The organism is Bernardetia aquimarina, from assembly GCF_042180575.1.
Classification (GTDB): Bacteria; Bacteroidota; Bacteroidia; order Cytophagales; family Bernardetiaceae; genus Bernardetia.
The window spans coordinates 592,051-604,585 of the sequence record NZ_CP170094.1; the positions used below are offsets into that span (position 1 = coordinate 592,051).

The window sequence follows — 12,535 nt, forward strand, 5'->3', positions numbered from 1 at the left end:
GATTCATTTTAATTATTTTGAATCAAGCGCAAAGGTAGTTTTTATAAAAAGACTTGTTCCTATAAATTCTTATTTTTTGAGGTATTTTAATAGAATCAAGAACCCCAATTTTTGATTAACTCTTTTTCATTTCCATTATAAATATTATAATCTATTCCACATTCTAGCCCATCAACTTTATAAAAACAAGGTTTTTCTTCATTTACAGTATCTGAACAACAATTCATTTCACAACCAAATTGCCAAAGCGAATAAGTTGTCCATATTTTCTTGCTATTTTCAATTTCCTCTTCAAATGTTTCTGTAATATCTCCATCTTCTGTAAGAGCGATAATCCATAGTTTACACTTTTCAAAAACATGTGTGTAGAGAGAGTTTTCTAACTTTTTAAGATTCGAACGAGAAGAATAAATATGAGGATAACGTCCTGTTTTTTCATAAATACGAGTTACGAAAAGATACGCATTATAAGGAGAAATAAATTCATTTGTCGTTTTGTGCTTTTCAAAATCTAAAGCCAAAAACTCTTTTTTTATATACTCTTCTCCTACCAGTTGCAGATATTCATCAGCTTGTTTTTTTCCATCTGTATTATGCTTGGGTAACCAATACGAACCAAAAAGCAAGTCATTTTTGTAGGCTTCTTTTCTTCTCTTATAAAAAATACTACTGTCTTCTTCTGATAGTTTGTGGATAATTCCCTTTATTCTTTTTTCTTTCGTGATTTGATTTATGGTATAATCATTTTTAGAATAAACATCAATAATAATAGGTTTTTCTGTGTCGTTCCAAGGTTTGATGAACGAAGTTGTTTTTGTAGATTGGGCTTCTACATCAAATAATAAGAGTGAGAATAATAAAATAAAAAGTTTTGTTTTCATTCTTTAGTGTTGATTTTTAAGCTTTAAATCCAATTACTAGCACATCATCAATTTGATCATAGTCTCCTTTCCAATTTTGAAAATATTTTTTGAGTTCTTTATATTGTGTTTTACAATCTGATGTACAGATTTTTTGAAGTTTCTTTTTAAAATTCTGACGTAATAATTTAGTTTCATTCTCTCCTCCAAATTGGTCGGCAAATCCATCAGAAGAGAGATAAAAATAAGAATCTTTGTAAGAAGATAAATCTATAATATGAGAAGTAAATTTTTGTAAATCCTCATTTTTAATATATCCTCCAATAGATTGTCGATTTGCTTTTAGTTCAATTAATTCATTCTCTTTAAAAAAGACTAAATTTTGCCTTGCCCCCGAAAAAGTTAGTGTATTTAGCTTATCATTAATGACACACAAAGACATATCTGCTCCATCACGATTAGCACTTCCTTTTTGTCTAAGAGCATTCATGACATGAATATGAAGTTGTTCCAAAATTATGGCTGGTTCGTATATATTTCGTAACCTCACTATTTCATTTAGTCCATCATTCAAAATCAAACTCATAAAAGCTCCTGGTACTCCATGTCCTGTACAATCTATTACAGCCACAAAACGATATTCATTTACTTTAGCCAACCAATAAAAATCGCCTGAAACAATATCTTTGGGAGAAAAGAAAATAAAACTACTAGGAAAAATACTAATCACTTCTTCCTCTGACAAAAGCATTGCTCTTTGGATACGTTTTGCATAATTGATACTATCCAAAATATGTTTATTTTTTATCTCTAAAAGTTCTTTTTGATTCTCAATATCTGAAACAGCCTGTTGAACTCTCTCCTCTAAACCTTCATTAAGAATTACTAATTCTTCGGAGTTCTGACGCAATTCTTCTTCCATGGAAGAAAGTTGCACATTTGTTTGAGCCAAACTATCATTCTTTGTTTCTAACTCTTTGATAGTTTGTGCTAAAAGTTTTTCTAATGATTTTTTTTCTTTAGCTGTTTTTTCATATTTAAAATTAGCCATTGTTATCTCACTCTCAACTTTTTTAAAAAGTTGAGCTAGTTCTTTTTCTTGTTCTTCTGAAAGTGAACCTTCAAGAACATGAGTTTTAAATGCTTCAATATATTTTGCTAAATTCAAATCAAAGAAAATTAATAAGTAAAAATAGTAGTAAGTAATTTTTGTCGATTTTTCTTAAAAATACTAAAGTTGTTTAAGGATGAATTGTACGTATTTTTGTTGGTGTCGCTACGCTAAAATAGCAACAAAGGCAGTATTATTTTTAAACAACTTCACTTTCTTATTTCTCTTTTAAAAGAATTAAAGAAACAGTTTCGTTATGCAAATCACATACACTAGCACCATTTATAGTTCCTATTTCTCCATACGAAAAGAAACCAATCAAAGGCGCATTCCAAAGTTTTTGTAATCCTTCTAATTCTCCTTCTATCATAGGTCCTAAAGCCAAATGACGAGCAATACAAGAAACCAAAATCAGTGCATCAGCTTCTGGAAACTCATCTTTAAGTGTTCCTAAATCTTCTATGGATTGGTCAATGACATCAAAATCTGGTGGCATCGAAAAAAACATTGATGAGCCTTGTGGAACTTCTCCAGCCAAAATAAGCGCACCATCATCATTTGCCATAAGTGGCGCACGAAGTGTCGTATATCCATCTCGTTGAAGTTGTAAAGGATATTTCATTCCCACTTCTGCAACAATATCTTTACGACGGTCATTAGGAACTGGAATATCAAAATATTTCAAGAAAACATCTAATGCAGGTTCATTATCAATCGTATAAAGGATATTTCCTTCTGCTTTTGTCGCTATTTTTGGTGTACCGACAGCCTTCCAACCACTTGTAGCAAGTCCTGAAATGGTTACATTTTCTTTATCAATAGCTAAAAATAAAAGTGCTTTATTTGATTTTTTATTATTGGTAAAAACATAAGAGGCTTGCATCTTAAAATCGTCTCCTGCAAGTCCACCAAAGAGTGGATAATTTCCTACTTCGTTTACTCCTTTTATAATATCATCTCCATTTGTTGCAAGTCCACCCGAAAAAACTATTAAAGCTGGATTTTCAAATTTTTCTTTTGAATCTGTTGCTGCATTTTTAGCTGCCAAAACAGTATCTTCTTCTTCGGCTATATAAATAGAAAAATTTTCTTTCTTCATGTCCAAAAGTAAAACAGCTATTGCTTCATCACTTACTTCTTCATTGACAAACTCACCAGAAGTAGTACAACCAACAAGCTGAATATCATAATTGTCAAATGAACTTGAAATGGCATCTATATCGTGAGCAACTGATGCAAAAACAAAAGCTAATGTAGGGCTAAAATCTGCTGCTGTATGTTTTTGAAGTTGATTTTCTAAAGAAGAAACCGAATCAGCATGAAAATTTTTTGCTTGCATAAAAAAATAGATTAATAATAGATAATTGTAAAAATGATAATAAAATACCTGTCTTAACATTAGCAATATAGCTTTTAATAGAATAAATTCAAAGAATAAATTTGAAATAAATCAAGATAGTTATTGCACTTTTTTTAGTCAAAACTCATTAAGTCATTTTGCTCAAATGTCCATTGAGGAGTAAAGATTTTATCAGATTTATTTGTCGGAATTTCATACCAAGGACTTATTGTATCATCATTAAAATTATTCAAAATATGAATATCTTGTGCAGGCATGTAGCTTTGAGCCACTAAAAATATCTTTTTATTTGTTTCTGAATGAATCGCCACATCAACTACCAAAACAGCATGCCCTGGAAATCCTCCTTGTATAAAAACATCTCCTATTTCAATATCTTGTATGTTTTTTGATTTTAATTCTTTACTCAAAGAAGCCGAACCTGCATACATAAAAACATTATCCATATACTTCAAAAAATTAGTATAACTTGTATCTACTTTGGATTTCAAAACCCAACTCACTTTATTTCCTTTAATAGAAGGACGGTAGCCTTTTGACCATTTTTCATAAATAGCTGCATCTCCACTGGTATAATTGAATGAAATCTTGTCTTTTTGATTGTTTTTGAATAAATATTCGGCACGAAGACGCATCACAGCATCAGCACACTGTTGTAAATCTCGTTTTCCAACAGAAATATCAAGCACTCTATAATGAACTTGTTGATAATTTTTAAGCTCTCCATTGTATAATTTTACAGGCGTATTTTGAGGTTTTAATGAAATATGACGGAGATAATGGGCAAAAGAGGTTGAAGAAACTTCTTTTCTACTATAATTTTGAGGTAATGGAATTTGATAAATTTGTTCTACATTTTTTATTGTTTTTTCATCAACTGAATTATTCTCAATAGGTTTTTCAGAATTATCTAACTCATTTACAATTTCAGTAGAATAACTTTTTTTTATATTCGTGGAATCAGAACTACATGCTCCAAATAAACCAATTCCAAGGACAATGAATAAAACAGATAGCAATAAGAAAGTGATGTTAGTTTTCATACATTTTTGATTTTGTAGTTGTAGATAATTTCCTTTATCCTAAACAAAACCAAAATCTAAGCCACAAGGCAAAGTGCCTAAATTAATAAACATCATTTATTATTATTAATGATTTCAATTTCTGCTTCACTCAATCCATAGAGTTCGAAAACCAAATTATCTATCTGCTTATCAGTCGTTTGTATTTGATTGTAAATAGTCAAAACTTCTTTTTTATTTGCTTCAAAATAATCTTGCCATTCTTCTTGTTTGAAAAGGGAAAGCGTTATTTTTTTCTTTTCTAGTTCCTTCAAAAAACCTCTAAAATCAAGCTCATAAAAATTCTCTAATTTCTTAGGCATTTTTTCTAGCTCAAAACTATTTGATAAGCTACGCAAAAAACGAGCTTTTTTACTAGAAAACTCTTCATTCAAAGAAAGCATTTTATCAGCTAAATCTATAAAAGTCTGTTGAGATTCTTTTGAAATTCTTGCAATAGGAAGTTTTCTAAAATCATCAGGGTAAAAATAATTTTTTAGTCTATGTCTTCTAATATTATTCAAAAAGTGCATCGCATAGCTTGAATTTAGAATTGCAAGAATATATTTCAAATCATAATGACTAGAAATAACTTCTACTTCTGCTCGTGTATGTCCATTATGACGTTTGATAGCATTTTCAATACTTCTTTGTTCTAATCCTTTTAAATCATTATAAAGTTTGAAAACAATAACTCCATGATTACAAATTATTCCTGTATTATCAAATGTTCCTTGTGTTACAGCACCTCTCAAAATTTTATTTCCTTTATAAAGCTCAGGAAAAGTTTTTCTACTTAATTTACTAGGGACTCTTTCAGTATTCCATTCCAAAAATTTAATTTGTTCTATTTCATACCTTTTCAAATCTTTTCCTTCTATAAAGGGTTTTGTGTTGATTTCTGTTTCTACAAAACTAATCAAATCATCTTTTGCAAATTCTCCTTTTGCTGTTTTTTCATCTGCATTTATTACCATTCCTTTACTTATATAACACATATCACCAAGCAAATCTACATCAACTTTTAGATTACTTTCTACATAATTTTTCTTAAAAACTTTTATAGGTTTGATGTCATCTTTAGTTGAAAATTTTTGATGAATAACTAACTGATTTTCAAATTCTTTTTGATGAATTATTTTATAAAACTCTAAGTTACAAGGTTCATTTTTGATAATTGTAATAATCGGAATTACTCCTACACCTTTAAACACCTCAATATCTTCAAAATAATTAATGGAAATTAAATTTTTTGTAGCTAAAATCCATTCTTGTAACCTTAAAGCATATTTTGAGGTACTTATGGAATTTGATGCGATAAAGCCATGATAACCACTTTTTTTCAAAATTTTGAGACCTCTTTCATAAAACGGAACCATCAAATCCCACTTTTCATAAAGTGTTTCATACTCTTTAGAATTATCTAAAAACTTTCTTTGTTTAATAAAATTTGTATCTTCTGTATCTGCTCTAACATACGGAGGATTCCCAATAACAACATCAAACCCACTATTCTTTCCTTTAAAAACAGTAGGAAATTCTTTTTTCCAATTAAATGCTTTTTCTCCTGCAATTTCTTTATCATCAATTAATGAATTACCACATTTTATATTCTCATTGAGTGTCGTTAGTTTTCGTCCTTGGTGTGCTGTTCGTAACCAAAGAGAGAGTTTTGCAATTTCGACAGATTCTTCATTTATATCTACTCCAAAGATATTTTTTTGTAATATTTTGTTTTCTAATTCTGTATCAATAAGAGCTGTTCCGATAAGTTTTAATTCTAATTCGTAGATATAATTATGTTCTGTTATCAAAAACTCTAGAGCTTGATTCAGAAAAGCACCACTTCCACAGGCAGGGTCGCAAATGGTTAGTTCTAAGAGCCAATTTCTGTAACTTTCAATTTTAGATTTTAATTCTTGACTTATTTTTTTGTCCTTGATTGACTTTCCGTTTTCTATTTCATAGTTTTTTTCTAAAAGCTCTTCCGACAAACCTAATTCTTGTTTTTGTTCTTGACAGAGTTTTCCGACTGTATTATCTACGATATATTTTGTGATGTATTTTGGTGTATAAAAAACGCCATCTTTTTTTCTTCTTGTGGTCTGTATTTCAAATTCGTTTCCTTCTATTTCGGCTTGTATTTCCTCAAACTCATTCATAGAATGTTCGAAAATATGCCCCAAAATATTTACACTTACCTCACTATCAAAATCATACAAACTTATCTTTTGTGTATGACGAAGCAGAAGTGCATCATCAATTTTAAGACTGTCTAATAATTTATCCGTAGCGAAAAGTCCACCATTATAAGGAAAAATAGCATGCTTTTTATTTTTTTTGCCTACATAAAGATAATTAAAATAGAGTTTGTATTTTTCATACAAAGGCATTTTTATATCATGTATTTCTTCTAAACATCTCCATTCCTCAATGATAGTTGTGTTGAGATTTGGAGGAAGTAATAATTTGTCTTCGGCAAAGAAAATAAACAAAAAACGGTCTAGCAGTTTTTGTGTTTTTTTGAAAAGTGTAAGTTTGTCATACTTAGGATTTAATTGTTGAATATTCTTGAAAACATCATCCCTAAAATTAGAATAATCTTTATATAAAGCATTTGTAATACTTTCTTCTTTATTTATTGATTCTTCTTTTGCTTTTTTGGGTTTGTCATCACGAAGCAAAGTTTCGAAAGACAAACAAAAATAAAGAATTTCGAAACGCTCTCTTGTAAGTGTAAAAAGATTAAATTCTTCAAATTCGATAGTAGTATCGATATAAAAACGCAGCTTTTCGAAGTTTGAAATAATTACGTAGTTACAATCAGCCTGATTATTTTTGTATCCAAATGCTTGAGTTTCTACTCTAGAAAGGTCTGTTGTGTCCATTCCTTTCAGCTCAATAACAGCAAAGGCATTTCCTCTACGAAGCAGTGCGCCATCTGTTTTTTTAGCATTTTTGATATTTTTGAGTTCGGTGGTAAGGTTGAAAGACGGATTTGGATTTTTGACATACCCAAATACATTTACAAACAAATCATTCAAAAATCCTTCTTGATATTGTTCTTCTTTCGAAGCTCTTATATTTTCTTGAATAATTGGATTATGAAAATGCTCCACAAATTTTTGCCACGCTATTTCTAGTTTGTCTTTAGGTAAAAATTTGAGATGATTTTTGAGAACCGAATATTGAAATAAACCCATTTATAAAGACAATTACGAATTAGAAAACTTGATTAGATAAAATTAACTTAATTTGATTGATATTCAAAATCAAATTAAACTCTCTCCAAAGCCATTTCAGAAATTGTCTTTCCAATCGAAAGCGAAGAAGTAGCTGCTGGCGAAGGTGCATTAACAACATTAATAACGCCTTGTTTTTCCAAAATCTTAAAATCATCTAAAAGCCCTCCGTCTTTATCGCAGGCTTGCGCTCTTACACCTGCATCGGCTGTAATCAAATCTTGTTTTTGTACTTCTGGAATAAGCTCTTGTAAGGCTTTTGTAAACGCATTTTTGGAATACGAACGATGAATTTCTCCCAATCCTGTTTTCCAATACTTGAGAGCTACCTTTTGAAAACCACTGAAAGTAAGCGTTTCTAAGAGTTCAGAAACTGAAATATCTGTTTTTTTATATCCTTCACGTTTGTAAGCCAAAACTGCATTGGGTCCTGCTTCTACATCTCCATTTATCATTCTTGTAAAATGCACACCCAAAAAAGGGAAATTTGGGTCTGGAACAGGATAAATTAAGTTTTTGACTAAATGCTTTTTGTCTGGAACAAGTTTATAATACTCTCCTCTAAACGGAATTATTTTGATAGGCGCATCAGGCATTGTCATTTTGGTAACTTTATCCGAATACAGACCTGCACAATTTACGACCAAACTTGTTTGATATTCTGAATTTGAAGTGATTACTTTTGCTAGAGTAACATTTCCTTTTGTTTCATCGTTGAGTTTTATGTTTTCTACTTTTTCTGAAAGATGGATATATCCTCCCAGTTCTTCTATTTTTTGTGCTAATTTTTGACAAACAGTTTTATAATCGATAATTCCTGTTTGGGGAACAAAAATTCCTGCTACTCCTTTTACGTGAGGTTCGTAATCTGCAATCTCTTCTTTTTTTATGTTTATAAGTCCTGTCAGACCATTTTCCAATCCTCTATCATAAATATTTTTTAGTGCTGGCAGTTCTTCATTTTTTGTGGCAACGATAATTTTACCACATTTATCAAAAGCTATATTTTCTTTCTCACAAAAATCTAATAGCATTTCATAGCCACCAATACAATTTATAGCTTTCAAACTATTAGGTTTGTAATAAATACCCGAATGAATGACACCACTATTATTTCCAGTTTGGTGTTTTGCAATCGAATTTTCTTTTTCTATGAGAAGGAGTTTGATGGAAGGACGAGCCAAAAGAAGTTGATAAGCCGTAGCAAGTCCGACAATTCCACCTCCAACAATTAGTATATCGTATTTCATTTTTTATAACTGATTAGCGAGTGATTTATATGATTTGTATGATAAATTACAGGATAATACAATAATTTACATATCTTGTTTTGTATCTTTATCAATATGGTATTTTCTTCGAATATCATTTATCAAATGTAGTTTTTGCATCACAAAACTTTTTGGATGAACGGCAGAAAATAAAACTTGCCATTCTTCAAAACGCTCTTTTTCAGCTTCTTTGAATAGTTTTGGACTAATTTTTTTTGAACGCAAGAAATTTTCAAATTCTTCTTTTAAATTCTCTTCCATAATTTAATTAATATCAACAACAGCTTCTAAGCTGCTAGATACTTAAAACAAAACAACAATTTACTTTGTTTTACGTAAAATCAAAGTATAAATTTGTACTCAATCAAATCAATAAACTAAAATAGCTTACAAGTGGAAACTATTACTCAAAATAAAGAACTACAAAAAGCAACTTTTCAAGAAATAGCCAAAGATAAAACTATCATTTTGTTTGATGGTGTGTGTAACCTTTGTAACAGTGCTATTAATTTTGTTATCGATAAAGATACAAACAATCATTTTTATTTTGCATCTCTACAATCCGAATTTGGGCAAGCTCTTTTAGCTCATTTTGATAGAAATACAAGCGACTTTGACTCTATGATTGTTTATGAAAACGGAAAAATAAAAACCAAATCCACAGCAGCTCTACGTATTGCAGCAGGACTGTCAGGAGGTTGGAAATATTTTAGTATTTTCAGAATTGTACCTACATTTTTAAGAAATGGAATTTATAATCTTGTTGCCAAAAATAGATATAGTTGGTTTGGTCAGAAAAATGAATGTAGAATTCCTACACCTGAACTGAAAGCAAAATTTGTTGAACAGTTACCTAGTCAGTTACCAGTCAATAGTAACCAGTAACCAGTTAATTTCTGTATTTTCCGTAATCTTTAATTCGTAATCGTTCCTTACGTATATTTCACATAATTCTCCCATTTTTCAATCACAGCTACAATATCTTGAGGTAATTCTGAATCAAACTGAATCCATTCTTTAGTGGTTGGGTGTTCGAATCCTAAAGATTTTGCGTGAAGTGCTTGTCTTGGCAAAATAGTAAAACAATTTTCTACAAATGATTTGTATTTTGAAAACACAGAACCTTGTAAAATTTTATTTCCACCATAAAAAGAATCTCCAAAAAGAGGATGCCCAATGTGTTTCATGTGCGCTCTAATTTGATGTGTTCTTCCTGTTTCAAGGTTACATTGTACCAAGGTAACATAACGCAAACGCTTAATTACCTTATAATGTGTAACGGCATGTTTTCCTCTTTCTCCATCTGGTAAAACTGACATAATTCGACGGTCATTTCGTCCTCGTGCAATATGTCCTTTTATTGTTCCTTTATCTTCTTTTACTTCTCCCCAAACTAAAGCATAATAAGTACGCTCAATAGTGTGATGAAAAAATTGTTTTCCTATAAAATCCCTAGCTTCAGGGGTTTTGGCAATTACTAAAATCCCTGTTGTATTTTTGTCTATTCGATGAGAAAGTCCTAAGAATTTTTCTCCATTTTGTTGCATGTGATAGGCTACTGCATTGGCAAGTGTTCCTGTCCAGTTGTCAGTAGCTGGGTGCGAAACCATTCCTGCAGGTTTGAAAACAATCATTAAATCTTTGTCTTCATAAACAATATCTAAAGGAATATTCTCAGGCTCAACGGCTTTCAAATCACGCACAGGGTCAGGCAAACGAACCGTAATTATATCATGAGGCAACACTTTATAACTAGGCTTTACTTGCTTTTCGTTTACTTTTACATATCCACCTTTGATAGCAGTCTGCAAACGGTTGCGAGTAACTCTAGGCAAACGTTCCATCAAATACTTATCGATACGCAACAACAACTGTTTTCCATCTACTTTTATACGATAATGCTCATAGAGATTTTCTTCGTCTTCGTCATCTTCCAAATCATCGAAAGGCTCGTCTAAAGGCTCTGCCATTTCAATTTTTGGAGTTTGAGTCTCCTCAACCTTTTCAGTATTGTCTTTTTTTTCACTTTCTATAAATTCACTTTCTGTAAATTCATTGTTTTCGTTGTCTGTATTCACTTTGTCTTTTCGTTATTGGGAAATAAAATCCATACATTTTTTTACAAAAATAGGTAATAGTTTTGGTTGTCTTATCATTTTTGTAAGAATTGAGTTTCTTAGACACAAAAATTCCCATCAAATTGAATTTCAATCTGATAGGAATTTTGAAAATATCTATATAAAATTGTCTTACTGAACAGTATATTTAACGATAACGTGCGCCTTTATAACGTGGTTCAGAGAATGGGTTTGGACAATTTACATCATCTTTTCCTCCAAAATTAAATACTAAAGAAATTTCGTGAGAATTTGCTCTTGCACCTGCTACTTCTGAAATAGACCAATCATAGCTATATGCTAATGCCCAACCACCAAACTTAACACCTAACATCGCCACAACAGCATCATGTTTTGGAAAATTATTTGTTGATTGCTCAATAGGAAACCCTCTGTACCAAAGACCATACAAAAGTGGTGCATACTCACCATGTGCGCCAAGACTAAATTGTTGAAAAGAGCCTTGTTTTTTATACATAAAGCTTGGTGTGATACTTTTGGTACGGTCATCATAACGACCTCCAAAATCTACTTTATAACCACCATGGAATGATATTTTCATTGGTAAGCGATTTTCATCTCCAATAAAACTATCGGGAGGACTGTTGATATGATTAGCAGAAAGTCCTAACCAAAAATTTTGTCCAAATAATACTGCTCCTGTTGAAATATCTACATAACCCAACTGCTGACGAGCAAAGCTTTCTTCTGTTGGTGTTCCTAAAAATCCTCTATCACTAAATTGGTCTGGAAAAGTAAGTCCTACAAAACCAGCACTTTTTTGTACATAGCCTACTTGCAAAGCTGGCTGCACAGTAAGCCTATCACTCAAAGGAATCATGTAAGCATAAATAAGCGAAACATCTGTGCTTTTATAAGGTGTTATTCCTGTACTTTGCTCATCTACTTTGGCTATTACACCAATAGAAGAACGAATATTTGGGAAATAATAATCAAAACCACCTGCATACGTAATATAATTTACATCTAAGCTAGGCCATTGATTGCGATAATTGAGTGTCATTCTTCCTCCTTGGTGCATTCCTGCAAAAGCTGGATTGAGATAAAGAGGAGCATTATGAAATTGTGAAAATTGTAAGTCTTGTGCAGAAGCTGTATTATGAAATCCGAAATAAAGACCAAAACAAGCGAGTAAGGCAATACTCCACAAAGGTTTTTTGAGTAATTCTAAATTCATTGTTGTAATGATAAATGGTATGTTTGAAATTTTATAGCTGGTTTTTTTTAGTTAAAAATAGACTTTTCTCAACTGTTTTATTAAACTTTAATCTATTTCACTAAACAAATCGTACGCAAGTTAGCATTTTTTGTTCGATTCTTAAAAAAATAACGCTTCTAAAAAGTTAAAATTGCGTTATCTAATAGATATAAACCAATAAAATGAAAGAATTTTATATCAAAATAGCATAGTTTTTTAATTTAAAATTCGGTTTGCATACTTTTATTTATTTCCTAGTAACTATTTTGTTCTGAAAATTTAAGGATTCGAAAG

10 protein-coding genes are annotated in these 12,535 nt (G+C 30.9%); 1 reads left to right on the forward strand and 9 read right to left on the reverse strand.

Annotated features, from left to right (window positions below):
* Positions 1–95 precede the first annotated feature (95 nt).
* From ACE193_RS02385 to ACE193_RS02415, 7 genes are all read right to left on the reverse strand, one after another.
* Positions 96–881 (reverse strand): GH25 family lysozyme, encoded by a 786-nt coding sequence (locus tag ACE193_RS02385; RefSeq protein WP_375561422.1) that lies wholly within the window; start codon positions 879–881, stop codon positions 96–98.
* Positions 882–897: 16 nt separating this feature from the next.
* Positions 898–2,028: a SpoIIE family protein phosphatase gene (locus ACE193_RS02390; RefSeq protein WP_375561423.1), complete on the reverse strand. Its 1,131-nt coding sequence runs from the start codon at positions 2,026–2,028 to the stop codon at positions 898–900.
* 160 nt (positions 2,029–2,188) lie between these two features.
* Positions 2,189–3,310 (reverse strand): FIST signal transduction protein, encoded by a 1,122-nt coding sequence (locus ACE193_RS02395; RefSeq protein ID WP_375561424.1) that lies wholly within the window; start codon positions 3,308–3,310, stop codon positions 2,189–2,191.
* 134 nt (positions 3,311–3,444) lie between these two features.
* Positions 3,445–4,374, reverse strand: a complete 930-nt coding sequence (locus ACE193_RS02400) for a DUF4846 domain-containing protein (RefSeq protein ID WP_375561425.1) — start codon at positions 4,372–4,374, stop codon at positions 3,445–3,447.
* A 92-nt stretch (positions 4,375–4,466) separates the two neighbouring features.
* On the reverse strand, positions 4,467–7,595 hold the full coding sequence (locus tag ACE193_RS02405; protein ID WP_375561426.1) for an Eco57I restriction-modification methylase domain-containing protein: 3,129 nt from the start codon (positions 7,593–7,595) through the stop codon (positions 4,467–4,469).
* Positions 7,596–7,669: 74 nt separating this feature from the next.
* A complete protein-coding gene (gene lhgO / locus ACE193_RS02410) occupies positions 7,670–8,884 on the reverse strand; it encodes an L-2-hydroxyglutarate oxidase (RefSeq protein ID WP_375561427.1) in 1,215 nt (404 codons plus the stop codon).
* 66 nt (positions 8,885–8,950) lie between these two features.
* Positions 8,951–9,166 (reverse strand): hypothetical protein, encoded by a 216-nt coding sequence (locus tag ACE193_RS02415; protein ID WP_375561428.1) that lies wholly within the window; start codon positions 9,164–9,166, stop codon positions 8,951–8,953.
* A gap of 132 nt (positions 9,167–9,298) precedes the next feature.
* On the opposite strand from ACE193_RS02415, the gene ACE193_RS02420 reads away from it, so the two are divergent.
* Entirely contained in the window at positions 9,299–9,790 is a 492-nt protein-coding gene (locus tag ACE193_RS02420) for a thiol-disulfide oxidoreductase DCC family protein (RefSeq protein WP_375561429.1), read from the forward strand.
* A gap of 47 nt (positions 9,791–9,837) precedes the next feature.
* Here ACE193_RS02420 and ACE193_RS02425 read toward each other — a convergent pair whose 3' ends face one another.
* Positions 9,838–10,875, reverse strand: coding sequence for an RluA family pseudouridine synthase (locus ACE193_RS02425; protein ID WP_375563335.1), 1,038 nt, complete (start codon positions 10,873–10,875; stop codon positions 9,838–9,840).
* Between the two features lie 295 nt (positions 10,876–11,170).
* On the reverse strand, positions 11,171–12,220 hold the full coding sequence (locus ACE193_RS02430; protein ID WP_375561430.1) for a PorP/SprF family type IX secretion system membrane protein: 1,050 nt from the start codon (positions 12,218–12,220) through the stop codon (positions 11,171–11,173).
* Between the last annotated feature and the right edge of the window lie 315 nt (positions 12,221–12,535).

Bases quoted from the DNA above. Each gene is read 5' to 3' on its own strand.
- ACE193_RS02385 (WP_375561422.1), bottom strand. From the start codon at position 881: ATGAAAACAAAACTTTTTATTTTATTATTCTCACTCTTATTATTTGAT.
- ACE193_RS02395 (WP_375561424.1), bottom strand. From the start codon at position 3,310: ATGCAAGCAAAAAATTTTCATGCTGATTCGGTTTCTTCTTTAGAAAAT.
- ACE193_RS02400 (WP_375561425.1), bottom strand. From the start codon at position 4,374: ATGAAAACTAACATCACTTTCTTATTGCTATCTGTTTTATTCATTGTC.
- ACE193_RS02405 (WP_375561426.1), bottom strand. From the start codon at position 7,595: ATGGGTTTATTTCAATATTCGGTTCTCAAAAATCATCTCAAATTTTTA.
- lhgO (WP_375561427.1), bottom strand. From the start codon at position 8,884: ATGAAATACGATATACTAATTGTTGGAGGTGGAATTGTCGGACTTGCT.
- ACE193_RS02415 (WP_375561428.1), bottom strand. From the start codon at position 9,166: ATGGAAGAGAATTTAAAAGAAGAATTTGAAAATTTCTTGCGTTCAAAA.
- ACE193_RS02425 (WP_375563335.1), bottom strand. From the start codon at position 10,875: ATGGCAGAGCCTTTAGACGAGCCTTTCGATGATTTGGAAGATGACGAA.
- ACE193_RS02430 (WP_375561430.1), bottom strand. From the start codon at position 12,220: ATGAATTTAGAATTACTCAAAAAACCTTTGTGGAGTATTGCCTTACTC.